The 24176-nt window shown below is 66.5% G+C and carries 27 protein-coding genes; 9 read left to right on the plus strand and 18 right to left on the minus strand.

The window, feature by feature from the left end; all coding sequences use genetic code 11:
- Window positions 1–10 precede the first annotated feature (10 nt).
- The 5 genes from pabB to WHH00_RS00445 all read right to left on the minus strand — a co-directional run bounded on the left by pabB (window position 11) and on the right by WHH00_RS00445 (window position 5007).
- Window positions 11–2071, minus strand: a complete 2061-nt coding sequence (gene pabB, locus WHH00_RS00425) for an aminodeoxychorismate synthase component I (RefSeq protein WP_406635549.1) — start codon at window positions 2069–2071, stop codon at window positions 11–13.
- 50 nt (window positions 2072–2121) lie between these two features.
- A complete protein-coding gene (locus tag WHH00_RS00430) occupies window positions 2122–2661 on the minus strand; it encodes a low molecular weight protein-tyrosine-phosphatase (RefSeq protein WP_406635551.1) in 540 nt (179 codons plus the stop codon).
- A gap of 111 nt (window positions 2662–2772) precedes the next feature.
- The gene (locus tag WHH00_RS00435; RefSeq protein ID WP_231455174.1) at window positions 2773–3396 is read right to left on the minus strand and encodes a LysE family transporter; all 624 of its coding nucleotides are present in this window, start codon (window positions 3394–3396) and stop codon (window positions 2773–2775) included.
- Between the two features lie 128 nt (window positions 3397–3524).
- On the minus strand, window positions 3525–4343 hold the full coding sequence (locus WHH00_RS00440) for a methyltransferase domain-containing protein (protein WP_406635553.1): 819 nt from the start codon (window positions 4341–4343) through the stop codon (window positions 3525–3527).
- A gap of 139 nt (window positions 4344–4482) precedes the next feature.
- Entirely contained in the window at window positions 4483–5007 is a 525-nt protein-coding gene (locus WHH00_RS00445) for a MarR family winged helix-turn-helix transcriptional regulator (RefSeq protein ID WP_231455301.1), read from the minus strand.
- Between the two features lie 197 nt (window positions 5008–5204).
- Between WHH00_RS00445 and WHH00_RS00450 the strand changes: the two genes are divergently transcribed.
- The 7 genes from WHH00_RS00450 (at window position 5205) to WHH00_RS00480 (ending at window position 12633) form a co-directional block, all read left to right on the plus strand.
- The gene (locus tag WHH00_RS00450) at window positions 5205–7397 is read left to right on the plus strand and encodes an MMPL family transporter (protein ID WP_406635555.1); all 2193 of its coding nucleotides are present in this window, start codon (window positions 5205–5207) and stop codon (window positions 7395–7397) included.
- A 51-nt stretch (window positions 7398–7448) separates the two neighbouring features.
- Window positions 7449–7709 (plus strand): hypothetical protein, encoded by a 261-nt coding sequence (locus WHH00_RS00455; RefSeq protein ID WP_406635557.1) that lies wholly within the window; start codon window positions 7449–7451, stop codon window positions 7707–7709.
- 251 nt (window positions 7710–7960) lie between these two features.
- Entirely contained in the window at window positions 7961–9838 is a 1878-nt protein-coding gene (gene dnaK / locus WHH00_RS00460) for a molecular chaperone DnaK (protein ID WP_231455298.1), read from the plus strand.
- Window positions 9839–9840: 2 nt separating this feature from the next.
- Entirely contained in the window at window positions 9841–10554 is a 714-nt protein-coding gene (locus WHH00_RS00465) for a nucleotide exchange factor GrpE (protein WP_406635559.1), read from the plus strand.
- A gap of 95 nt (window positions 10555–10649) precedes the next feature.
- The gene (locus tag WHH00_RS00470; protein WP_231455296.1) at window positions 10650–11621 is read left to right on the plus strand and encodes a DnaJ C-terminal domain-containing protein; all 972 of its coding nucleotides are present in this window, start codon (window positions 10650–10652) and stop codon (window positions 11619–11621) included.
- 15 nt (window positions 11622–11636) lie between these two features.
- Window positions 11637–12062 carry a heat shock protein transcriptional repressor HspR gene (locus tag WHH00_RS00475; RefSeq protein ID WP_308192096.1) on the plus strand — a complete coding sequence of 142 codons (426 nt, stop codon included), beginning with the start codon at window positions 11637–11639 and terminating at the stop codon, window positions 12060–12062.
- Window positions 12063–12246: 184 nt separating this feature from the next.
- Window positions 12247–12633 (plus strand): hypothetical protein, encoded by a 387-nt coding sequence (locus WHH00_RS00480; protein WP_406638449.1) that lies wholly within the window; start codon window positions 12247–12249, stop codon window positions 12631–12633.
- Window positions 12634–12640: 7 nt separating this feature from the next.
- Here the strand turns inward: WHH00_RS00480 and WHH00_RS00485 are convergent, their stop codons facing one another.
- From WHH00_RS00485 to arsB, 5 genes are all read right to left on the minus strand, one after another.
- Window positions 12641–13081: a low molecular weight phosphatase family protein gene (locus WHH00_RS00485; RefSeq protein WP_350004060.1), complete on the minus strand. Its 441-nt coding sequence runs from the start codon at window positions 13079–13081 to the stop codon at window positions 12641–12643.
- A 36-nt stretch (window positions 13082–13117) separates the two neighbouring features.
- Entirely contained in the window at window positions 13118–14506 is a 1389-nt protein-coding gene (locus WHH00_RS00490) for an FAD-dependent oxidoreductase (protein ID WP_406635562.1), read from the minus strand.
- A gap of 220 nt (window positions 14507–14726) precedes the next feature.
- Complete coding sequence (gene trxB, locus WHH00_RS00495) at window positions 14727–15704, minus strand: thioredoxin-disulfide reductase (RefSeq protein ID WP_406638451.1); 978 nt, start codon at window positions 15702–15704, stop codon at window positions 14727–14729.
- 68 nt (window positions 15705–15772) lie between these two features.
- A complete protein-coding gene (locus tag WHH00_RS00500) occupies window positions 15773–16195 on the minus strand; it encodes an arsenate reductase ArsC (protein ID WP_231455293.1) in 423 nt (140 codons plus the stop codon).
- 23 nt (window positions 16196–16218) lie between these two features.
- Window positions 16219–17313: an ACR3 family arsenite efflux transporter gene (arsB, locus tag WHH00_RS00505; protein ID WP_406635564.1), complete on the minus strand. Its 1095-nt coding sequence runs from the start codon at window positions 17311–17313 to the stop codon at window positions 16219–16221.
- A 99-nt stretch (window positions 17314–17412) separates the two neighbouring features.
- Between arsB and WHH00_RS00510 the strand changes: the two genes are divergently transcribed.
- On the plus strand, window positions 17413–17763 hold the full coding sequence (locus tag WHH00_RS00510) for a metalloregulator ArsR/SmtB family transcription factor (protein ID WP_231455292.1): 351 nt from the start codon (window positions 17413–17415) through the stop codon (window positions 17761–17763).
- Between the two features lie 30 nt (window positions 17764–17793).
- On the opposite strand, the gene WHH00_RS00515 is transcribed toward WHH00_RS00510, so the two are convergent.
- The 8 genes from WHH00_RS00515 to WHH00_RS00550 all read right to left on the minus strand — a co-directional run bounded on the left by WHH00_RS00515 (window position 17794) and on the right by WHH00_RS00550 (window position 23753).
- Window positions 17794–19074 carry an MFS transporter gene (locus WHH00_RS00515; RefSeq protein ID WP_406635567.1) on the minus strand — a complete coding sequence of 427 codons (1281 nt, stop codon included), beginning with the start codon at window positions 19072–19074 and terminating at the stop codon, window positions 17794–17796.
- Window positions 19075–19195: 121 nt separating this feature from the next.
- Entirely contained in the window at window positions 19196–20608 is a 1413-nt protein-coding gene (locus WHH00_RS00520; RefSeq protein ID WP_406635569.1) for a rhodanese-like domain-containing protein, read from the minus strand.
- A gap of 91 nt (window positions 20609–20699) precedes the next feature.
- Window positions 20700–21134, minus strand: a complete 435-nt coding sequence (locus WHH00_RS00525) for a rhodanese-like domain-containing protein (RefSeq protein ID WP_406635571.1) — start codon at window positions 21132–21134, stop codon at window positions 20700–20702.
- Entirely contained in the window at window positions 21112–21474 is a 363-nt protein-coding gene (locus WHH00_RS00530) for a thioredoxin family protein (RefSeq protein ID WP_406635573.1), read from the minus strand. The genes WHH00_RS00525 and WHH00_RS00530 overlap by 23 nt, the downstream gene beginning before the upstream one ends.
- Before the next feature lie 58 nt (window positions 21475–21532).
- Window positions 21533–21829, minus strand: coding sequence for a rhodanese-like domain-containing protein (locus tag WHH00_RS00535; protein ID WP_406635575.1), 297 nt, complete (start codon window positions 21827–21829; stop codon window positions 21533–21535).
- A 33-nt stretch (window positions 21830–21862) separates the two neighbouring features.
- Window positions 21863–22204 (minus strand): rhodanese-like domain-containing protein, encoded by a 342-nt coding sequence (locus WHH00_RS00540; RefSeq protein ID WP_231455286.1) that lies wholly within the window; start codon window positions 22202–22204, stop codon window positions 21863–21865.
- Window positions 22205–22233: 29 nt separating this feature from the next.
- Window positions 22234–23133, minus strand: coding sequence for a sulfite exporter TauE/SafE family protein (locus WHH00_RS00545; RefSeq protein WP_406635577.1), 900 nt, complete (start codon window positions 23131–23133; stop codon window positions 22234–22236).
- Entirely contained in the window at window positions 23130–23753 is a 624-nt protein-coding gene (locus WHH00_RS00550) for a rhodanese-like domain-containing protein (protein WP_406635579.1), read from the minus strand. Before WHH00_RS00550 ends, WHH00_RS00545 begins: the two co-directional genes overlap by 4 nt.
- 122 nt (window positions 23754–23875) lie before the next feature.
- On the opposite strand from WHH00_RS00550, the gene WHH00_RS00555 reads away from it, so the two are divergent.
- On the plus strand, window positions 23876–24133 hold the full coding sequence (locus WHH00_RS00555) for a metal-sensitive transcriptional regulator (protein WP_013602647.1): 258 nt from the start codon (window positions 23876–23878) through the stop codon (window positions 24131–24133).
- The last annotated feature ends 43 nt before the right edge of the window (window positions 24134–24176 follow it).

Below are 24176 nucleotides of genomic sequence, written 5' to 3' on the forward strand. Positions count from 1 at the left end.
ACTCCAAGTGTCAGGTGTGGGGGAAGTCCGCACCGAGCGTTGAGAGGACGCCGAACGCCTTGGTGCGGATTTCCTCGTATTCGTCCTCCGGATCCGAGTCCGCGGTGATGGCACCGCCGACGCCGAGCGTCAGTTCCGCCGTTCCGTCGCCGCGGGTGCTGGTCACCAGGGTCCGGATGGCGACGGCGAGGTCCGTGGCACCGTTCAACGAAAAGTAACCGATGGCTCCCGAGTAGACCCCGCGGGGTCCGCCTTCCAGCCTGTCCAGGATGGCCATGGTGCTGATTTTGGGGGCGCCGGTCATGGAGCCGGCGGGGAAGCAGGCGGCCACGGCTTCGGCCCGGGGTGAACCGGGCTTCAGCTGCGCATCGATGGTGCTCACCATCTGGTGCACCGTGGCGTAGCTTTCGATGGCGCAGAGCCTGCTGACGGTCACCGAGCCGGGGACGGCAAAATGGCTGAGGTCGTTGCGCAGCAGGTCCACGATCATGATGTTTTCGGCACGGTCCTTCAGCGCCGTGGCAAGGTCGGTTCGAAGTTTGGCGTCCTCGGCGGCGTCTGCACCCCGGCGGCGGGTTCCCTTAATAGGCTCTGCCCGCATGCCGCCGTCGGCCGCGATTTTCAGGAACCGCTCAGGTGAGGTGCTGGCCACCGTGAGGCTGCCAAAGCGCAGGTAACTGGCAAAGGGGGCGGGATTCCTGCGGCGCAGCGCCAGGTAGGTGGTCCACGGATCCAGGGCATCCGCCGGAATGTCCGCTGAAAGTGCGGTGGTCAGGCAGACCTCGTAGGAGTTCCCCTCCGCGATCTGGTGCTGTGCTGCAGAGATTTTCGCCAGGTATTCAGCGCGGGTGTCCCGGCTGCGGAATTCCGGCGCTGCCGGGAGCACGACGCCGGTGCTGCCGCCGGCCTGGGCGGCCGGCCCTGCGTTTTCCACGGCGGCCCGCGCCAGGTCCAGCCAGTCGTCCGCGTCGGGAGCGGCCAGTGCCAGGAGCCAGGCGGTTCCTTCCGCATGGTCCAGGACCACGGCCCTGCCGGCGAAGATGAGCGCGGCGTCGGGAGTGGGGGAGGGAACGTCGGTGCCGCCGGTCTCGCGCTTGAGTTCGTACCCCAGGCAGCCGAGCCAGCCGAGCGTAAACCCGCCGGGGTACCCTTCGGGGCTCTCAACGGCGGGGAGGCCCCACACGGTGTCCAGCCAACGGAAAAAGGCGCCCTGCACGGTGGCGGTGGCGCAGCCCGCGCTCATCAGGCTCTGGCCCGAACGGTGCGTTACAGATTGGCCGAAGGTGCCGCCGTCGTCCGCCATGATGCTGAACCGGCTGCGCTGCGCAGCCGCCGCTTCCCCTCCGTCCTGCTCCGGCAGGGCCCCCGCGTTGGAGGAGTCAAGCCAGACGGCGTTGGCCGAGCGGCCGTAGAGGGAACGGAAAAGTCCTGGTGCATCCGGGCGGATGTCAAGCCGTTCCGCGCGGAGGCGCAGCCCCCGCCGTGCTGACAGTTCCGGTGCCAGGGCCGGGGCCAGCGCCGGAAGGTAGGGGAGGACTTGCAGCACGTCCGCTGGTGCTGACCCGTCCGCGGGGTTCCGGACGCGGATATCGGCAATGCATGGGACGTTGTCGGCGACGAGCCATGCCTCTTCCTGCGCTGCCCACTGGTCCCAGAACGGCTCGTAGGTTTCGCCGTCCCGGTCCAGGGCCCGGGTCCGGCGCACGTCATCCGGCGCTTCGGCCCAGATCACCGCGTTCAGCAGCGGCCGGGCCTCTGCAGCGGCGGCCCCGACGCCCTCCACAAGGACGATCTCGGCCGGAAGCGTCACCCGGGATTCGCCGTCGTAATGCTTCTCCCAGTCCCAGCAGACCCAGGAGGCTGCCTCCCCGCGGCTCAGGGGAGCGAGCACCGTGGAGACATACCTCTCGATGCCCGCCGCCAGCCCATTCCAGCCGGGGTATATGTCCTCAAGGTGGAACAGCGACACCCTGTGGTGCGCGCGCAGCCTGGCGGCCAGTTCGACGGCGAGGGTCGTCTTCCCAGCGCCGGAGCGTCCGTCAATGGCGATGATGACGGGGGCTGGGCTCATGGAGTAGAGCGTACCTTTACGGCCGCCGGCCTTGCACAACGGGCAGGGGGCTAACGGGCCTGCCGTTGCAGTTCCGCGCCCCGGAGTACGGCCGACTTGATGTGCTCCACGATCCCCGGGAGTGCAGCGTGGATCTGATGCCAGACGGCGTCGAAGTCCGCGTGGCCGCCGTACCAGGGGTCCTCGATGCCCTGGTCCAGCAGGTCCAGGCCTGCCGTTGCGGGATCGAAGCTGCGGAGCATACGGATCTTGTCCAGTGACTCCTGGTCCGGAGCGGCTTGGCTGAGCCAGGCATAGTGGTCGATGTCCAGGGCAAGGATCAGGTCCCTTGAATGGAACCAGTCCAGCTCCCACTCGCGTGCCACGTGCTGCTCTGAGCCAAGCTGGGTGGTGGCGAGCCGGCGGGCGGCCCGGGGGTCAATGGGGCGTCCGGCCTCGTAGCCGGTGGTTCCTGCGGAGTCCACCGCCACCAGGTCGTCCAGGCCTTCGCGTTCAAGGGCCGCGGCGAGCATGAGCTCAGCCATGGGGGACCGGCAGATGTTTCCGGTGCAGACGGCGATGACGCGGTATGGGCTCGACGCTGAGTTCATGAAACTAAGCATGCGCGCTATTGGACGGATTGGCCAGAGAAGTCATTCACATTGCTTGACAAGCTTGTAAAGAAACTTTCTTTCCGCGTCACGAACGCTGGATGGCTGGGTCTAGTGAAGGACGGCGAGGAGGATGCCCACGCCGATGAAGAGCACGCCAAAAACCTTGCTGAGGACCAGCTGCCCACGGGCGGAGCGCGTAAAGCGGTGGAAGGACCGGGCGGCTGCCGCAAAGAAGAACCACATCACCAGGATGTCAATGGCAATAATCGTGGCAGTCAGCACAAGGTACTGGGGGAGCAGCGGCTGTTCGGGCCTGATGAACTGGGGCATGAACGCCAGGAAGAAGATGATGGCCTTGGGGTTGAGCAGATTAACCCACAGTCCCCGGCGGAAGATGGACCAGGCAGGTTCATTCCGGAGGGCGGCGGTTTGCTGCTCTTCGAGAACGGGCTTGCTCAGGAACTGCCTGATGCCCAGGTACACCAGGTAGGCGGCTCCTGCGAAGCGGATGACGTTGAAGGCGACGGGAGAGCTTGCCACCAGCACTCCGACGCCGAGCGCCACGATCACCACGTGGATCACCAGGGCTGCCTGTTGTCCCAGGATGCCCCAGATGGACCGGCGGAACCCGGCGTTCAGGGAGTTGCTCATCGTGTTGATGGCTCCGGCGCCGGGCGTGAAGCTGATCAGGGTTCCGGCGCCCACCAGGGCGAGCCAAAGGGAGAATTGCACCATTCGAGTTTAGTGGCCGTTGGCGCCACCTAATCACCTGTTTGCCCTGCTGGCGGGCCGCGACTGCCGTACTGCGAGTGCACCCAGTGGTCCATGGTGGACAAACCACATCTCAAAGCGCCATAAGGTCAGGCCCGGGCGATGACCTCTCCGTTGGGGATCAGGAACCACCCGTCGTCGGTGGACCCCCAGCGGTGCCACCCGGCCGAGATCCGGGCAAGGTCCGCAGGGTTGGCGAAGCCATACTCCAGCGCCTGCTCCGCGAACGCGGAATGAAGCACGCGTTCGCCCCATACGCGCGCCTGCCACCGGCGCTGCTGGCTGGTGGCGTAGAGCCAGTTGCTGCTGGAGGGCGCCACGTCGGTAAACCCAGCCGCCTGCGCCCAGCTCACCAGCCGCCGGCCGGCGTCCGGTTCCGCCCCGTTCCGACGGGCGATGTGCTGGTAGAGCTCCATCCACTCGTCCAGTTCCGGAATGGCGGGGTACCAGCTCATGCCGTGGAAATCGGCGTCGCGCACGGCGACGATGCCGCCGGGCTTGGCCACCCGCCGCATCTCCCGCAGCGCCTCCACGGGATCCGTGAGGTGCTGGAGCACCTGGTGGGCGTGGACGACGTCGAACGTCTCATCCTCAAAGTCCAGGTCATAGATGTTGCCGGCCACGAACTCCACGTTGGGAACCTCGCGCTCCATGGCGAGCGCCTTTGCCTGCGCGATGATGTCCGGGGACCGGTCCAGCCCCGTCACCTTTCCCGGCGCCACCAGGGCGGCGAAGTCGCATGTGATGGTGCCCGGTCCGCAGCCGACGTCGAGCACGCCGGCCCCCGGTGTGAGGTGCGGCAGGACGAACGCTGCCGAATTCTCGGCGGTCCTGGCGGCATGGGCGCGGACCACGGATTCATGGTGGCCGTGCGTGTAAACGTCGTCTTCAGGCTGCTGCGCACTCATAACCAAACGCTACCCCCAACTGGGTAGCAGCAAGTGTCGTTTTGAGGGCTCAAAACGACACTTGCTGCTACTGAGTTGGGTGGTGGGGATTGCCGGGCGAGGTGGGGGCGTTGGGCACGGGCCGGTTGGGCCAAGCGGGTCAGGCAGGGTTGCCCGGTTGGGTGGCGGAGGACTCTTCACGCGCAGCAACCGTGGCCTCCACCATGGCAGTCATGAACCGGCTGACGGTATCCAGCTCCTCGGCCGAGAATCCGGCCATGGCACTGCCCATCTGGCGGGCCAGCGGAGCGAAAATTGCGCCCCCCTCCTGGAAAGCCTTGGGCGTCATCCTGAGCTGGACCTGCCGGCGGTCCGAGCCGTGCCGCTCACGGGTCACGTGCCCCGAATGGTCCAGCCGGTCGATCAGGGCAGTAGTAGCGGGGGAGCTGAGGTGCAGTTCCTTCCGCAGGAGCCCGGGGGTAACCACATTTCCCTTGGCGGTGTGGCGCATAATCACGGCCAGGGCGTTGAGGTCTGTCCGGTGCATGTCCTTGCGGCCGCCTGCCGTGTCCACATAGCGGTTGGCCTCCAGCGTGAACTCCTGCAGGAGGCGCACCAGGGGATGGGGTCCGCCGGCAGGCTCAGGAGGTCCTCCCTGCGGTGCCGGGTCGGTGCCGTCTGCCATGTCCACCTCCTGGTCCTCCTGATGCTTGGCCGCCTGCAGTGCAATTTGCGCGGTGCGTACTGACGGATATTACTTGAGCGGCCCACGCGCCCCAGTATCCGGGAAATCCAGAAAAAGCTAGCCAGACGCTTATCTCCATGGTGGAGATACTCTAATATGGAAACAATGTTACTCCCGCCCGTCGTCCGGAAGGCGTCATGAAACACAAATCCGAAAGAACGGAACGCGTGCCGTTCTGGCTACGCTGGCTGGTCCCCGTCATCCTGGTCCTGACGTGGCTGGCGCTCGCCGGCGTCGGAGGCCCCACTTTCGGCCGTCTCGAAGAAGTCTCATCCAATGACCAGGCTTCCTTCCTGCCCGCCAGCGCCGAGGCTACGGCCGCGCAGGACTGGCAGGCGAAGTTCCGGGATTCAGACGAAGTGCCCGGCGTCATCGTGATCGAGAGCAGTGAAGCCTTCACTCCCGCGCAGCTGGGTGAAGTGGCGGGCCTGAAGGCAGAGCTGGAGGGGCTGCAGCTTGGCAGTGCGGTCATCGGACCGATCCCCTCCGAGGATGGCAAGGCGGTCCAGTTCATCGCGCCGATCGACTCGTCCGCTGAGGTCAAAGAGGCTGTCCAGGAGCTGAGGGACACCGTTGCCGAGGCCGCCCCGGAAGGAATGCAGACCTTTGTGACCGGGCCTGCCGGACTCGCCGCGGACCTCACGGCCGCCTTCGCCGGCATTGACGGAATCCTCCTCCTGGTGGCCCTCGCCGCAGTATTTGTGATCCTCCTGATTGTTTACCGCTCCCTCCTGCTGCCCATCATGGTGCTCCTGACGTCCGTCTTTGCGTTGTGCGCGGCCATCCTGCTGGTCTTCGGCATGGCAAAGGCCGGGTGGATCCAACTGAACGGCCAAAGCCAGGGAATCCTGTCCATCCTGGTGATTGGTGCCGCAACGGACTACGCCCTGCTCTATGTGGCGCGGTTCCGCGAGGCCCTGACCCACACCACCAACCGCACCGCAGCCGTCCTGACCGCGTGGAAGGCATCGTTCGAGCCGATCCTGGCCTCCGGCGCCACCGTGATCATTGCCCTGCTGTGCCTGCTTTTCTCCGACCTGAACTCCAACAAGGCCCTGGGCCCCGTGGCTGCTGCCGGAATTCTCTGCTCCCTGTTCGCGGCGCTCACGCTGCTTCCGGCACTGATGGCGCTTCTGGGCCGGGCGGCCTTCTGGCCGTTCCGCCCCAAGCTGGTCCCGGAGGACGAGCGCGAGCCCGAACTGGTGACCGGGCTGGAGGGGCAGAAGGGCCTGTGGCGCGCCACCGGATCCCTGGTCTCCCGGCGTCCGCGTGCAGTCTGGATCGCCTCGGTCCTCCTGTTGCTGGTGGCGTCCGCAGGCGTCCTGCAGCTCAAGGCCAACGGCGTCCCGCAAACCGACGTGATCCTCACAGCCTCCAACGCCGTCGACGGCCAGGACGCCCTGGCCCGCCACTTCGACGCCGGCAGCGGCAGCCCCGCCGTCGTGGTTGCGGACCAAGGCAAGGCGCAGGAGGTGCTGGACACCGTGAAAGCGGCCGACGGCGTGGGCGAGGCTTACCTGCTTGCCCAGGGTTCCGTGCCCATCACCGGAGCCCCCGGCGCTCCCAGCGCCCCTGACGTCCGCGACGGCAGGGTGCTCATCAACGCCACCCTGAACTCTGCCGCGGACTCCCTGGAAGCCGAGGAAGCGGTCAAGGCCCTGCGAGAGGACGTGAAGGCCGTGGACCCGGACGCCCTGGTGGGCGGCGTGACCGCGACGGCGCTGGATACCAACACCACTGCCCAGCGTGACCTGGTGATCATCATCCCCGTGGTCCTGGTGGTCATCCTCTTCATCCTGATGCTGCTGCTCCGCTCCGTCCTGGCGCCGGTGCTGCTGGTGCTCTCCGTGGTGCTGTCCTACGCGGCAGCCATGGGGGTTTCGGCGTTCGTGTTCAACAACATCCTGGGCTTCCCCGGCGCTGATGCCACCGTTCCGTTGTTCGGCTTCGTGTTCCTGGTGGCACTCGGGGTGGACTACAACATCTTCCTGATGAGCCGGGTCCGCGAGGAATCGCTGAAGCACGGCACCCGGCCCGGCATCCTTCGCGGCCTGGGCGTCACCGGCGGCGTGATCACCTCCGCCGGCGTGGTCCTGGCCGCCACCTTCGCCGCCCTGGGCGTCATCCCCATTATGTTCCTGGTGCAACTGGCGTTCATTGTGGCCTTCGGTGTGCTGCTGGACACCGTGCTGGTGAGGTCCCTGCTGGTGCCTGCCCTGGCGTACGACATCGGCCCCCGCATCTGGTGGCCCAGCAAGCTGGGGCGGCAGGAGGTGGTGGAACGGCCGGACCGGGATCAAACCCTGTTGGCCAAAACGACTGCTGGATAGACTGCTGCACATGCGCCCGCATGGACGCGGAACTCAAAGGAGAGATGCACCATGACCGAGAACCAGGAATCCCCGGCCGAGCAGCCCCGCAAGGGAAGCACCGCCCCCGGACTGGAAGGTGAGGGCGGCCAGTACGTGGACGGCGACTACGGCGATGCCGGGGCCGTGGGAGAGCCGGCCGGGAACCTTGAGGACGGCGAATACCCGGACGGGGACTACGGCGAAGCCGGTACATCCGGCGCAGCCCGCGAAGCCGATGCAGTCCGGGACGAGCGGGATCCCCTCCACAGCCGGCGCGACAGCGAGCGGTAGCACCTCAACACAAGGCAGTACGGCGGCAGGTTCTCCAACAGCGAAAACGGAGAGCCGCCGTCGTCCGCGTTTAAGCGTGCTCACCCGCGCCAGTGCTGGCATCCGGGCGGACGCTGGAAGTGGTTCACGTCCGAAGTTGAGCGTACTTCGCTCAACTTCGGATTGACATCAATAGCGTGCTGAGTAAAGTTGAGTGCAGAACGCTCAATAGCGGGCGCCAACCAGTTTCCAAGGAAAGAAGGAAGCAACACATGTCACGTGCAGTAGGTATCGACCTCGGAACCACCAACTCCGTCGTCTCCGTTCTCGAAGGTGGCGAGCCCACCGTTATTGCCAACGCCGAGGGTGGCCGCACCACGCCGTCCGTCGTTGCATTCTCCAAGTCCGGCGAAGTCCTGGTGGGCGAAATCGCCAAGCGCCAGGCCGTCAACAACATCGACCGCACCATCGCCTCGGTCAAGCGCCACATGGGCACGGACTGGACCGTCAACATTGACGAGAAGAAGTACACCCCGCAGGAAATCTCCGCGCGTATCCTCATGAAGCTGAAGAACGACGCCGAGTCCTACCTGGGTGAAAAGGTCACCGACGCTGTGATCACCGTTCCGGCGTACTTCAACGACGCCGAGCGCCAGGCAACCAAGGAAGCCGGCGAGATCGCAGGCCTGAACGTCCTGCGCATCGTCAACGAGCCCACCGCAGCAGCCCTGGCCTACGGCCTGGACAAGGGCAAGGAAGACGAACTCATCCTGGTCTTCGACCTCGGTGGCGGCACCTTCGACGTCTCGCTGCTGGAAGTCGGCAAGGACGAAGACAACTTCTCCACCATCCAGGTCCGCGCCACCGCCGGTGACAACCGCCTGGGCGGCGACGACTGGGACCAGCGCGTCGTTGACTACCTGCTCAACCAGCTCAAGGTGAAGGGCATCGATCTCTCCAAGGACAAGATCGCCCTGCAGCGCCTCCGCGAGGCAGCTGAGCAGGCCAAGAAGGAACTCTCCTCCTCCTCCAGCACCAACGTCTCCCTCCAGTACCTGTCCGTCACCCCCGACGGCCCGGTCCACCTGGACGAGCAGCTGACCCGCGCCAAGTTCCAGGACCTCACCAAGGACCTGCTGGAGCGCACCAAGAAGCCGTTCCACGACGTCATCAAGGAAGCCGGCATCAAGCTCTCCGACATCGACCACATCGTGCTCGTCGGCGGTTCCACCCGTATGCCCGCCGTCTCCGAACTGGTCAAGGAACTGGCCGGCGGCAAGGAGCCCAACAAGGGCGTGAACCCGGATGAGGTTGTGGCCGTTGGTGCCGCCCTGCAGGCCGGTGTGCTGAAGGGTGAGCGCAAGGACGTCCTGCTGATCGACGTCACCCCGCTGTCCCTCGGCATCGAAACCAAGGGTGGCGTGATGACGCACCTGATCGAGCGCAACACCGCCATCCCCACCAAGCGGTCCGAGACCTTCACCACGGCGGACGACAACCAGCCCTCCGTGGCCATCCAGGTCTTCCAGGGCGAGCGCGAGTTCACCCGCGACAACAAGCCGCTGGGCACGTTCGAGCTGACCGGTATTGCTCCGGCTCCGCGCGGCGTCCCGCAGGTTGAGGTCACCTTCGACATCGACGCCAACGGCATCGTCCACGTCTCCGCGAAGGACAAGGGCACCGGCAAGGAACAGTCCATGACCATCACCGGCGGCTCCAGCCTCTCCAAGGAAGACATCGACCGCATGGTCAAGGATGCCGAGGAGCACGCAGCCGAGGACAAGGCCCGCCGCGAGGCAACCGACACCCGCAACACCGCCGAGCAGCTCGCATACTCCGTGGACAAGCTGATCGCGGACAACGCCGACAAGCTGCCTGAAGAGGTCAAGACCGAGGTCCAGGCCGACGTCGACGACCTTAAGAAGGCACTCGAAGGCACCGATGACGCCGCGGTGAAGGCAGCCTTCGAGAAGCTGCAGGCTTCCCAGGGCAAGCTGGGCGAGGCCATCTACTCCCAGGCCGGCTCACCCGACGGCGCCACCGGCGCTGCAGGTGCTGAAGGCGCAGCGGGTTCCGCTGCCGGTGACAAGGCTGGCGATGAGGACATCGTTGACGCCGAGATCATCGACGAAGACGAAGCGAAGAAGTAGCCATGCCCCATCACGGTAACGAGGAAGAGCACAACGCTTCCACCGACCACGATCGCGCGGGCCAGCAGGGCGACAGCCGCGAGCCGGTCATCCGGGACAACCGCAAGGTTGACCCGGTGACCGGGCAGGCCCGGCACCCTGAGGGCGGCCACCACGAAGGCGCCCACGGCGCAAGTTCGGCTTCCGCTGGGCAGGATTCCGACGGCGACGCCCTGGCCCAGGCTGAGGAAATCCTCAACGGCGTGGAGGTGCCGGCGGAGGAATCCGTGGCGCAGGGTGCTGCCGCAACGGGCTCGGCCAACGCCGAGGCCGCCGAGCTGCGGAACGACCTCCTCCGGCTGCAGGCCGAGTACGTCAACTACCGCAAGCGCGTTGAACGGGACCGCGCCGTGGCAGGGGAGATGGCCGTCATCGGCGTCCTGAACTCCCTGCTGCCGGTCCTGGACGACGTGGACGCGGCACGCCAGCACGGCGACCTCACCGACGGACCGTTCGCCGCGATCGCCACCAAGCTGGAGAACGCGCTGAAGACCTACGGTTTGGTCCGCATCGACCAGACCGGCGTGGAGTTCGATCCCACGATCCACGAGGCCCTGATCCAGCAGCCCGGCGAGGACATCGAGGTTGACACCGTCAGCCAGGTGCTCCGCTCCGGCTACAAGTCAGGCGACCGGGTCCTCCGCGCAGCGCAGGTCATCGTGGCGGTTCCGGCTTAGCATTACTCCCATCGAGATGACAGTTCGCGGCAGTGATTCGACAGAACATTGGCGCGAACTGTCATCTCGGCACAAATTCTTGAAAGGAAACGCCATTGGCTAGCCAGGATTGGGTGGACAAGGACTTTTACGCGATCCTTGGTATCGCCAAGGACGCTTCCGACGCCGACATCAAGAAGGCGTACCGGAAGCTCGCGCGGCAGCACCACCCGGATACCAATGCGGGGAACGCTGCCTCGGAGAAGAAGTTCAAGGACATCTCCGAGGCCTACTCCGTGCTCTCGGACCCCGATGAGCGCCAGCAGTATGACGCCATCCGGGCCATGGGCGGCGGTGCCCGGTTCGCACCTGGCGGAGCCGGGGCGGGCAGCGCCGGCTTCGAGGACATGTTCGGCGGCCTGTTCACGGGCAACACCGGGCGGCATGCGGGCGGATTCAACCCCTCCGCCGGCGGCATCCCGCCGGAGTTCGCCGACCTCTTCGGCGGCGGCTTCGGCCAGAGCGGATTCCAGCGGACCCCGCAGAAGGGTGCGGACCGTACAGCTTCGACGAGTATTTCCTTCGCCGGTGCCATCCGCGGCACCACCATCGGCCTTCGGGAGCCCAGCGGCGAAGTGATTGACGTCCGGGTGCCCGCCGGCATCAAGGACGGCCAGAAGGTCCGCGTGCGGGGGAAGGGCCAGCCTGGCGCCGCCGGCTACGGGGACCTGGTGGTGTCCGTCGCTGTCCAGCCGCATGCGTTCTACACGCGCGACGGCGACAACCTCCGGATCCACGTCCCCGTCACCTTCCCCGAAGCTGCTTTGGGAGCAGACATCGAGGTGCCCACCATCGACGGCGAAAAGGTGCGGGTCCGTGTTCCTGCCGGTACGCCGTCGGGCCGCACCCTGAGGGTCAAAGGCAAAGGCGTGAAGACGTCCAAGGGAACCGGCGACCTGCTGGTGACCATCGACGTCGCCGTCCCCAAGAACCTGAACAAGGAAGCCGAAGCCGCGGTCAAAGCATTTGCCGAGGCCACGGCCGGAGCCGATGTCCGTGAGGGCCTGGCCGCCAAGGCCCGGTTGTAGCAGGGGAGGTGTGCTGTGGACGTCAGTGCTGACCAGCCTATCTTCGTGATTTCGGTCGCGGCTGAACTCGCGGACATGCACCCCCAGACGCTCCGGCAGTACGACCGCCTGGGCATCGTCTCGCCCAGCCGTGCCCCCGGCAAGTCCCGCCGCTACTCCCAGCGGGACATCAACATGCTCCGTGAGGTGCAGCGGTTGTCCCAGGAAGGCGTCTCGCTGGAGGGGATCAAGCGGATCCTGGAACTGGAGAACCAGGTGGCCGCGCTGCAGAGCAGGGTTGCGGAACTGACCGAGGAACTCGGCCGGCGCCGGCAGCCGCTGGATGCCCGGATCTTCGCTGCGGGCGCTGCGGGCGACGTCGTGAGCCTGGCACGCGGCCAGCGTCCTCGCCCGCGGTCGCAGGCTGTGGTCCTGTGGCGGCCTCGCGCCATCGGCAGGTAAGTACAACGCCACGGGTACGGGCAGGAAATAGAGTACCCACTACTCGTGACCCCCGGAGCCCCCGGAAACTTCAATGGAACCATTGCTGGATCAGCAGCAGTGGTTCCAAAGTTTCTGGGGGTTTTTCCATGTGTGGTTTCGCTTTTAGCCGCCCTGCCGTTGGGGTTCACCGATGAGCCCGGGGATGGAGTCGGTGGCAGCGTTCAGCGGCTCGCTTCCCGGCCAGATGCTGCTGGCACTCGGACAAACGGTGGTGGTGGTGTGCGTCTGCTTCGACATGGTGCGGGCACTGTCCGTCCCGAGGTCCCACCGGCGCTACCTGGCCAGCACGGTGTTCCGCACCCTGGCCATTCCGTCCATCGTGGTGAACGGCCTGACGGTGCTCATCGCCCTGGTGCTGTGGTCCTGGATCGATGTGGTCATGGGCATGTTCGTGCTGGTGGCCATCATCTTCCGCCTCCACCACGACAAGGACGAGGACAACTGGTGGAAGGGCAAGGGCAAGAAGTTGGCCCGCTGGGCGCGCCGGCAGTTTGCCGGCCGCACCTCCACCGCTCCTGCGATGGGGTAGGCGGCGGCTAACCGCGGGAAAGATCCTCATAAAGGTCCCGGACACGGGACCTGATGTCGTCCCGCACCAGGCGCATGCGCTCCATGCCCTCAATGCCGCGCTCGGAGGGCTCGTCGGTCTCCCACACCTCAAAGCGCGTTCCCTCGCGGGGCTCGAGCTTCGCTTCCGTTCCCAGCACGATCACCGCATCCACAACGTCCAGGACGTCCTCCGTGACCGGCTTGGGGTGTTCGCTGCTGATGTCGATGCCCAGTTCGGTAAGCGACTCCACGGCCTGGGGGTTCAGGGACTTCCCGGGTTTGGTGCCGGCCGAGTACACGGTGACGTTCCCGTTGGCCAGCTGGTTCATCAGGCCGGCGGCTAGCTGGGATTTGCCGCCGTTCTTGCTGCAGACAAAAAGGACGGCCGGCTTCTTGGACGCGGGTGGCTGGTGGCTGGGGTTGGACATGGTGTTGCTCCGGAGGTCGGTGTTCAGGGTCTGGATCTAGTTGCTGCCGGAGCGGCCGTGGGAAAGCCCCGTGGGAAAGCCCACCAGGACGGGCTCGGGGGATGCACAGCAGCCGGCATCGGACTGGGCGGCGGATGCGGCCGGGACGTCGCAGCTGGTGCCGGCGTCCGTGGAGCAGACGCCGGTCTCGGGCAGTTCCAGCTGGACGGTGTCAGCCGCCTCGCGGTCCCCGGCCAGGGCGGCCACCACCGAGCGGACCTGCTCATAGCCAGTGGCCAGGAGGAACGTGGGTGCCCGGCCGTAGGACTTCATGCCCACGATATAGAAGTCCTTGTCCGGGTGGGCAAGGAGCCTGGCGCCGTGCGGAGGGACGGTGCCGCAGGAGTGGAACTCCGGGTCGATCAGCGGGCCGAGCTCACGGGGAGCTTCGACGGCGGGATCGAGCTCCAGCCGGAGCTCGCGCAGGATGTCAAGGTCGGGACGGAACCCGGTGCAGGGGACCACAACGTCGGCATCAAGGGTGCGGCCATCGGCGGCTTCGACTGTGACATGGGAATCGAGGGCCTTCAGTGAGCTGATGCCAAAGCCGGTGTGGAGCTCGATTTTTCCCGCCTCCACCAGGCGGCGGACACGGCCGCCGAGCTGTCCCCGGGCGGGCAGCCCGTCCAGGTCCCCTCCGCCGTAGACTTTGGCAGCCGAGGCGCCGCGGACGGCCCAAAGGATCCGGGTGTCGGGCTCGTCCTTGGCGAGGTCTGCGAGGCCGGTCAGCGTGTTGGCGGCGGAGTGGCCGGCACCGACAACCAGGACGCGGCGGCCTGCGAAGGCTGCCCGGTCGCGGCCGGTAACGTCCGGCAGCGGCGCGGAGATCCGCTCCGCGGCGGTGTCCTCGCCGATGGCGGGAAGGCCCGAGGTGCCCAGGGGGTTGCGGCGGGACCAGGTGCCGGATGCGTCGATGACGGCGGCAACGGTATGGTCCCGGGTTTCCCCGTCCGCGTGCTCTGCCCGGACAGTAAAGGGCGTGGTGTCCCGGTTGCGGGTGTGGGTCTTGTCCAGCCCCGCCCGGGTCACGGCGGTGACCCGGGCGCCGGTCTGCAGCCGGGAGGCTATGGCGGGCAGCGCAGCCAGCGGCGCAAGGTAGTTGTCCACGAGTTCCCCGCCGTAGGGCAGCGCGGTGGGCCGGGGGGCTTCCCACCCGGCGGACTCCAGGAGGCGCACCGTGGCGGCGTCAAGGTTGAACCGCCAAGGGGAGAACAGCCGGATGTGCCGCCATTGCTCAATGGCCGCTCCCGCCGTCGTGCCTGCCTCGAAGATGAGCGGCTCGAGGCCGCGCTCCAGCAGGTGGGCCGCCGCGGCCAGCCCCACGGGACCGGCGCCGATCACGGCAACGGGAAGAGCTTGTGCTGCAAGATTCTGTGCTGCATCCATGGTGTCCTCTGTTTCATCCGTAGGTTTACTCTTGGGCGGCCCAACCAGGTAGCAGCAGATGTCGTTTTGGGGGCTCATAACGACACTTGCTGCTACCTGGTTGGGGGAGGGGGCTGTGATTAGCAGCAGTCCTGGTCAGTGCAGGAACCGTCGTCGCAGCAACCGGAATCGCCGCAGCATCCTGTATCCATTCAGCTCACCCCCTCCCCTGGCAGTGTTTCTAGGCGTGGGTTGGTTCTTCCACCAGTGCGGTGGCGATGCTGTCCGCGTCCTCGAGGGCCGCGAGGTAGCGTTCGGCGTCGAGCGCTGCGGCGCAGCCGGTGCCGGCAGCGGTGATGGCCTGCCGGTAGCGGTGGTCCACGGCATCCCCGCAGGCAAAGACGCCCGAGAGGTTGGTGACGGTGGTGGGGGCGTCCACCTTGATGTAGCCCTCGTCGTCCAGGTCCACCTGCCCGGCAACCAGTTCGGTGCGCGGGACGTGGCCGATCGCCACGAAAATACCAGTGGCCGACTGTTCCCGGCTCTCCCCGGTGCGGGTGTCGGTGAGCGTGACGCCGGTGACTTTGCTGTCACCGTGGATGGCGGTGATGGCTGAGTTCCAGGCGAAGCTGATCTTGGGATTGTCCTTGGCGCGCTGCGCCATGATGCGGGAGGCGCGCAGTTCGCCCTTGCGCACGACGACGGTGACGGACTTGCCGAAGCGGGTCAGGAACATCGCTTCCTCCATGGCCGAATCGCCGCCGCCAACCACGATGATGTCCTGCTCGCGGAAGAAGAACCCGTCGCAGGTGGCACACCAGGACACGCCGTGGCCGCTGAGTTTCTTCTCTTCCTGCAGTCCGAGCTCCTTGTAGGCGGAACCGGTGGCGAGGATGACGGCGGGCGCCTCGTGCACATCGCCGGCGCCGGTGACCACGCGCTTGAGGTGACCCGCCAGCGCCACCTCCGTGACGTCGTCGAACACTACCTTGGCGCCGAACTTTTCCGCCTGCTGCTGCAGCCCGTCCATCAGTTCGGGGCCCTGGATGCCGCCCGGGAAGCCGGGGAAGTTTTCCACTTCCGTGGTGTTCATGAGGGCGCCGCCGGCGGTGACCGAACCTGCCAGGACCAGGGGCTGCAGCCCTGCCCGGGCGGCGTAGATGGCGGCCGTGTAGCCGGCAGGGCCGGAGCCGATGATGATCAGCTGTTCCTTGTTCACGCTCTCTGCCGTCATGCTCTCTGCGTTCGCGGTCTCACTCACGGGAGTCTCCTGATGCTCTTGGGAAGTTACTTGGCGGCGGGGGTCAGGGAGGCGATCAGGTCCTCGATCCGGCCCCTGATCTCGTCACGGATGGGGCGGACGGACTCCACGCCCTTGCCGGCCGGGTCCTCCAGGACCCAGTCCTCGTAGCGCTTGCCCGGGAAATACGGGCATTCGTCGCCGCAGCCCATGGTGATGACGACGTCCGATTCCTTCACGGCCTCCGTGGTCAGGACCTTCGGAACCTCAGCGGACATGTCGATGCCCACCTCAGCCATCGCCTCGACGGCGGAGGGGTTGATCTTGTCCGCGGGCTGGGAGCCTGCGGAGCGTACCTCGATGGCGCCCTTGGAGAGGCTGGTGAGGAAGGCGGCGGCCATCTGCGAGCGGCCGGCGTTGTGGACGCAGACAAACAGGACGGAGGGCTTCTTGGCAGATTCGGTGGTCATGGTGTTCTCCCGGGGTATGGTGGTCAGAGGGAAGCGGTGGCGGGGCTGAAGAAACGCTTTCGCGCCCACAGTGCGGCGTATACAAGTGCAACAAGTGCCGGCACTTCAATCAAGGGGCCGACGACGCCGGCCAGGGCTTGGCCGGACGTCACACCGAAGGTGCCAATCGCCACGGCGATGGCCAGTTCGAAGTTGTTGCCCGCGGCCGTGAAGGCCAGCGTGGTGGTCTTGGCGTAGCCAAGATCCAGCCACTTGCCGATCAGCATGCCGGCACCAAACACCACCACGAAGTAGACCAGCAGCGGAAGCGCGATCCGGGCTACGTCCAGCGGGCGGGCGGTAATGGTTTCGCCCTGCAGGGCGAAGAGGAGGGTGATGGTGAACAGCAGGCCGTAGAGTGCCCACGGGCCCAGCCTGGGGAGGAAGGTGCCCTCGTACCAGTCGCGGCCCTTGGCCTTTTCGCCGAGGGTGCGGGTGAGGAAGCCGGCGAGCAGCGGGATGCCCAGGAAGATCAGCACCGAGAGCGTGATGGCCCAGAAGGAGAAATCCGCGCTGGTGGTGGGCAGGCCAAGCCAAGACGGCAGGAGCTGCAGGTAGAACCAGCCCAGTGCACCGAAGGCCACCACCTGGAAAACGGAGTTGATGGCCACCAGGACCGCGGCGGATTCCCTGTCCCCGCAGGCAAGGTCGTTCCAGATCATCACCATGGCGATGCAGCGGGCCAGGCCCACGATGATCAGGCCGGTCCGGTACTCGGGAAGGTCCGCGAGGAAGACCCAGGCCAGGACGAACATGAAAGCGGGGGCCAGGAGCCAGTTGACCACCAGGGAGGAGACCATGAGTTTCTTGTCACCGATCACGCGGCGGGTCTGGTCGTAGCGGACCTTCGCCAGGACCGGGTACATCATGACCAGCAGGCCGACGGCGATGGGCAGCGACACTTCGCCTACCTTCACCGCTTCCAGGGCTGTGTTGAGGCCCGGGATCAGGTTGCCGAGCAGCAGGCCGAGGGCCATGGCGGCGATGATCCATACAGGGAGGAAACGGTCCAGGGTGGAAAGTTTGCCGACGACGGCCTCTTCCCCTGAGGTGGGCGGTAACTGGGTCCGGGTGCTCACGGGTCTCCTGCGCTGCTCGGCAATAGATTGATGAAAGTCGATATAGGAAGTATTGCCAGCTATATCGATGGATGTCAATCTATGTGCATAATGGGTGTCATGAACCTCCTGCAGACTGCTGCTCCCGCCGTCGACGCGTCATGCTGCGTTCCCTCGGACAAGCCGGCGCTGGGCGTTGAAGAGGCCCAGCGGAAGGCGCTGGTCTTCAAGGCCCTGGCCGATCCCAACCGCCTGCGCCTGCTGTCCATCGTCAAGGCGGAGGAATCGGGGGAGTCCTGCGTCTGCGATCTGACGGAGCCTTTGGACCTGGGGCAGCCCACTGTTTCCCACCACCTGAAGATCCTGGTGGAAGCCGGGATCCTGCACCGGGAAAAACGCGGCACGTGGGCCTACTACTCACTGGTGCCCGGCGTCATGGACGATATCGCCGGGATCCTTTCGGCGCTGTGACAGCTCCCTGCCGGATGAGCTGCACTGGGCTTAGGTGCGCCGGTGATGGTCCGTCCGGCGCATCCGGACGGCCACCAGCACGCCGGATGCTGCGGTGATGGCGGCAACCACAAGCACCGCCGCCGGGATGCCGTAAGCATCGGCAAGAACCCCGGAAAGCAGGGCTCCCACAGCAAAGCCCCCGTCCCGCCACAGCCGGTAGATCCCCACGGAACGTGCCCGCCAGAGTGGATGGGCGACGTCGCCGATTGCCGCGAGGAGGGTGGGGTAGACCATCGCCGTGCCGGCGCCGAGCAGGACCAGCGCTGCGAGCCAGGTTCCAAAATCCTGCCCGACGGCGACCATGGCCAGCGCACCGGCCTGGACCAGCATGCCTCCGGCGATGAGCGGTTTGCGGCCGATCCGGTCCGAGAGCGGGCCCGTAACCATTTGCCCCGCACCCCAGACGGCCGGGTAGACCGCGGCGAGGATTCCGATGCGTTCGATGCTCAATCCCGCAGCGGCGAACAGGACGGGAAAAAGTCCCCAGGCGAGGCCGTCGTTGAGGTTGTTCACCAGCCCGGCCTGGCTGACGGAGGAAAGCGACCTGTCGCGGAAGCTGGTGAGCGTAAAGACTTCGCGGCTGCTCAGGCCGGCCCGGGCTCCTGCGTGGACGGAGACGTGGCTGGCAGCCTCGGTTTTGGCGTGGTGGTGTGTCTCGCGCACTGCCAGCACGGACAGCCCCAGGCCGATGGCGATGAACGCTGCCCCGAGCAGGAAGGGCCAGGGCCGCAGTCCGTAGGTTGAGGCGATGTAGCCGGTGGCCAGCGCCGTGCCGGCAACCCCGAGGTAGCCGGCAGCTTCGTTGAGTCCCATGGCCAGGCCCCGGCGTTCGGGGCCCACGAGGTCCATCTTCATCATTACGGTGGTGGACCAGGTGAGGCCCTGGCTGATGCCCAGCACCACGTTGGCTGCCACGATCAGGCCCCAGGAATCGCCGAAGATCAGCAGGAGCGGGACCGGGAGGGCAATGAGCCAGCCGGCAATGAGTACCGGTTTCCGGCCGTAGCGGTCCGAGAGTGTTCCGGCGAAGTAGTTGGTGGCGGCCTTGGCCAGCCCGAACGCCATGATGTACGTCAGGGCGGTGGTGTACTGGTCCAGGCCGAAGACCTGGTCCGCGAGCAGCGGCAGCACGGTGCGCTCCTGGCCCAGTGTGCCGCCCACCAGGGCGTTGACCGCCACCAGCAGCATGAACTGTGCCAGGTTTTGCCGAAGCCCCAGCACGGTACCGCCTGACCCCCGGCCATGGCGTGGGATTGTCCTGCCCTGCATGCGGAGTTCTCCGTTCGTGGTGGGGATATTTCGTGGTGGGGATATAAGGATGCCCGGACGCGCGGGGGCGCGCCCGGGCTGCCCGGGCAGGAGGGGGTCCTGCCCGGGCGGTCTTAGGGGTCTACTTTGCTGAGACGGCGTTCTGTCGGGTCTGCTGGAAGGCGTCCCAGGCTGCGTAGCTGCCGTCGAGTTCGACGACGTCGTATCCGGCCCGGCGCAGGGCGCTGGCTGCTACTGAGTTCCGGACTCCGGACTGGCAGTAGGTGATGATGGTGCCGTTGGCGGGGAGTTCGTCCAGATGCCACATGACGCGGCCGCCGCTGAGCTGGTAGGAGCCAGGGATGTGTCCGGCGGTGTGCTCGGTTTTGTTGCGGACGTCCAGGATCATGGCGGCGTCGAAGCCGTCGAGTTCCTCGGGCTGGATGAGTTTCGGGGTGGCGGTGGGGAGCCCTTCGATGCTGGTGAGGTAGCCGGCGACGTTGTCGATGCCGACGCGGACCAGGTGGTCCCACATGTCCATGGCGGCTTCCTGGTCCGGTGCGAGCAGCACCAAGGGGTTCTTGTCGGTCTCAGGGTTGACTACCCAGGCGCCGTAGCTGGCCACGGACTTGCCGGCCGGGACGTTCAGGGAGCGGGCAACCGTGGCTTCGTGGACGTCGCTGTTGGGGCGGGTGTCGATGAAGGTCAGGGTGTCTGCTGCCAGGCCTGCTGCGACGGTGCCCGGGGCGAGCTCGGGCAGCGGGGTGCGCTCGCCCATGATGGCGGGGCCTTCACGGTTTTCGCGCTTCATCCGGCCGAAGTAGGCGTGGGCGTCGGGCTGGCCGTCGAGGAGTTCGTTGATGAAGCCCTGTTCGTCGTTGGCGGCGAGGTAGGGGCCCCACCAGGCGTAGAGCCGCTCGTAGCCCACGGTGGAGGAGGGGATGGCACCCAGGGCCTTGCCGCAGGCGCTGCCGGCGCCGTGGGCGGGGTGGACCTGCACGTAGTCCGGCAGGGTGAGGAACTTGTCCCGCAGGCTGGCGAAGAGCTGCTTTGCGCCTTCGAAGCGGGTGTCGATGCCGCCGGCTGCCTCGTCCAGCAGGTCCGGGCGGCCGAGATCGCCGGAGAAGACGAAGTCGCCTGAGAGCAGGTAGCCGGGCTGGTCGCTGAAGGCGCCGTCGGTGACCAGGAAGGACAGGTGCTCGGGGGTGTGGCCGGGGGTGTGGAGGGCCTTGATGGTGATGTTGCCCAGGGTGATGGCGTCGCCGTCGTGAAGGCGTTCGCCGTCGAATTCGTACTGCCAGTCCGGTCCGCCCTCGCCGGAGACGTAGATCTTCGCGCCGGTGGCGGCGGCCAGCTCACGGGTGCCGGAGAGGTAGTCGGCGTGGATGTGGGTTTCAGTGACGGCCACGATCTTCATGCCGTTCTTCGCGGCCAGATCCTGGTACACCGCGATGTCGCGGCGGCCGTCCACCACAATCGCTTCACCCTTGGCCTGGCAGCCGATCAGGTAGCTGGCCTGGGCGAGGTCTTCATCGTAAATGCGCTCGATAAGCATCTGGTGCTCTCCTTCGTGGAGTAGGTGGTGGGGGATTTCTTGCTTCCAGTGTAATACCCCGGGGGGTATCCAGCAAGGGGACTCCTGCCGGTCAGGAATTGTGGTGCAGGCGTCCCCGGAAAAAATCCAGGAGGCCCGTAAGGGTGCGCCTCCGTGGGGGCTTCGGCGTGGTTTCCGACGCCGGCGCGTAAGTGACGGGATGGCCGTTGCGGTACCACTCGGTGATCCCGCCTGCGACGTTCACGGCGGTGTACCCGCGGTCAATGAGCATCCGGGCGGCCTGGCTGCTGCGCTTGCCGGAGCCGCACAGCAGGTACAGGGTTTCGTTGGGCAGGTCTACCAGGCGGGAGCCCAGCTCATCCAGCGGGATGTTCAGGCTGCCCGGGATGAAAGCGGTTGAATGCTCCTCCCGGCTCCTGACATCCACTACCGTGGCGGCGGGCCAGATTTCGGCGAGGCCGTCCGCGGTGATGGTGCGCAATGGTTCCCGTGGTGCTCCCGCGTCAGGCGGGCTGCTGGGCTGCATCTGCCCGGAGTTTGTCCATGTCCAGGTTCTTGACGGCCTGGATGACTTCTTCCAGGCCGGTGGCGTTGAGGGCTCCGGGCTGGGAGAAAACGAGGGTTTTGTCCTTGAAGGCCATCAGGGTGGGGATGGAGGTGATGCTCGCCGCTGCGGCCAGGGCCTGTTCTGCTTCGGTGTCCACCTTGGCGAAGGTGATGTCCGGGTGCCGTTCGGCCGCGGCCCCGTAGGTGGGGGCGAACATGCGGCACAGGCCGCACCATGCTGCCCAGAAGTCAACGAAGACGATCTCGTTGCTCTCCAGGGTCTGGGCGAAGCTCTGTTCGGTGACGTCGATGGTTGCCATCGTCTTTCGTGTCCTTTCGGGGGTTGTCTTGGTGTGCGTGTGGGCCGGGCGGTAAGGGTCAGGTGGTGGGGAGGCCGGCGCGGGCCCAGGCGATCATGCCGCCGGCCATGGTGTCGGCGGTGTAGCCGGCTCCGTTGAGGGCGTCGGCCACGCGGGCTGAACGGTTGCCGCTGCGGCAGACCGCGATGACGGGGACTGCGGGGTCCAGCTCGGACAGGCGTGCCTGCAGCTGGCCCATGGGGATGTGCAGGGCGCCGGGGATCATGCCTTCCTCGACCTCGAAGTCCTCGCGGACATCGAGGATGCGGGCGCTGGAGCGCCGCTGTTCGGCTTCGGCGATGGTGATTTCAGCCATGATGTTTCTCCTTCGAAAGATTGTGTGCTGGTGCTAGCGGACGGGCTCGCCGGCCGAGCGCCAGGCGCCCATGCCGCCGCGCAGGGAGTAGGCCTGGTACCCCTGGGAGGCAAGGAGCCGTGCCGCTGACGCGGAGCGAACCCCGGAGGCACAGACAGCGATCACGGGCTTGTTCTTGTTGATTCCCGCGGTGCTGGCCTGCAGCCGGTCCAGCGGGATGTGCTTCGCCTGGGGAGCCCGTCCGGAGCGCCATTCCTGGGCAGAGCGGACATCGATCAGCGCGGCGCCTGAGGACAGGAGATCCTTGGCCTCAGCTACTGAGACCGTTGTGTAGGGCTTGCTGAAGGCTTTTTTCAGGGAGCTGATGAGGCCCATGGTGTTCTCCTTGGGTAGGGGTGGTTGGTCTAGGCGGGTGAGGGGATTTTGCTGCGGCGGCCGGTGCGGCTGCGCAGGGGGCAGGAGCTGATGAAGAACCAGCAGATGCCCGCGGTGGCTGCGGTGAGGGCTGCGACTCCGGCGGCGATGAACCAGCGCAGGTCGGCCGGGGCCTGCTGGATGAGGACGAAGGTTCCCATGGCCAGGACGAACCAGCCGAAGGCCTTCCGCAGAGCGGCTTCGGGGATCCGGCCGGCCAGCTTCGAACCAATGAGGCTGCCAACGATCGCGGCGGCCGTGACGCCGAGGGTGATGCCCCAGTCGAGCTGGACGGTGGTGAGGTATCCGGCGAGTCCGGCGAAGGACTTCATGGCGATGACCACCAGGGAGGTGCCCACTGCCACGGACATCGGCAGGCCGCCGAGCAGTGCCAGGGCCGGGACCACGAGGAATCCGCCGCCCGCGCCGACCAGGCCGGTGATCAGCCCGACGACCGCGCCGTCCAGCAGGACCCTGCCCAGGGGCAGGTCGTGCTTGACCGGCGCGCCGTCGTCGTCGTTCTTTTTCTTCCGGCCGCGGAGCATGGCCACAGAGGTGGCCACCATCATGATGGCGAAGGCGATGAGCAGGATCTGGCCGGGGATGTGCCCGCCCAGCAGGCCCCCGACGAACGCGCCGGCCATGCCGGCGGCGCCGAAGATCAGGCCGGTCCGCCACATCACCCTGCCGCCGCGGGCGTGGCTGAGCACGCTGACCGCGGAGGTGACGCCGACGACGAACAGGGACGCCGCGATCGCTTCCTTGGCCTCGAACCCGGCCACGTAGACCAGGATCGGGACGGTCAGGATTGATCCGCCGCCGCCCAGGACGCCGAGCGAGAGCCCGATGACCACCGAGAGGGCCAGGACCAGGATGAGGGTGGCTGTCATGATGCCTTGGCCTCGGCATTCACCTCGGTGTTGACGGGCAGGGTAAGGATGGCGCTTTCGCGGGTGGGTTCCTTGGCCGCCTTGTTCCACGGCATCGCCGAGATCGCCTGGCCCATGGCGCAGGTGTTGGTGGCTGCGGAGAAGGTCAGGCCCGTACCGATGACCCCGGCGAGCGTCCGGATCTTCGGGGAGACGAACTTGCCGCCGGCCAGGCCCAGGACCACCAGGGACCCGGCGACAAGGCGGACCTGCCGCTCCAGGTCCCAGCGGTTCTTGCCCTTGACCACGTCACCGCCGGCAGCGGCGAAGCCGGGCGCCCCGCCGGTCAGCACGTAGGCGCCGTCGATCCCGGATTTGCCCAGCCGCTGGCGGGCCTGCTCGGCGCGGGCTCCGGACTGGCAGACCAGGACCACGCGGGATCCAAGGCGGGCGGCGAGCTCGTCGGTGTGCTCGGACAGCAGCGGCAGCGGCACGTTGTAGGAGCCGCGGATGTGCATGGACTCGAACTCAGCAGCCGAACGCACGTCAATCACCACGAGGTCCTGGTGCTGGTCCATCCAGGAACGCAGGGTCTCGGGAGCAAGGGCGGTAACAGCGGGTGCCGTCGAAGGGGAAGTCATTGCTGGCCTCTCGATAGGGGAATGATGAATACCCCACCGAGTATTACAGATACCCCCGGGGGTAGTCAAAACACCCCGAGGGGTATATAGTTGGAGGCAAGAACCCCACCTACGGAGACCTCATGGAACTCGACTCGACTGAACTGGCCCCAGTGGTCAACCGCCTCAAGCGCGCCCAAGGGCAGCTCGCCGCTGTCACGCGGATGCTGGAGGAGGGCAGGGACTGCAAGGACATCGTCACGCAGCTCGCTGCCGTCTCCAAGGCGCTGGACAGGGCAGGTTTCGCGATCATCGCAAGCGGCCTGGAACAGTGCATTGTCCGCGAGGACAACACCATGGACAGGAAAGAGCTGGAGAAGCTCTTCCTCTCCCTCGCCTAGCCAGGCGGAACAACAGACCCCGCGCCGGGGCAGGTCCCCCAAA

This window comes from Pseudarthrobacter quantipunctorum (genome assembly GCF_045291495.1).
Lineage (GTDB): Bacteria > Actinomycetota > Actinomycetes > Actinomycetales > Micrococcaceae > Arthrobacter > Arthrobacter quantipunctorum.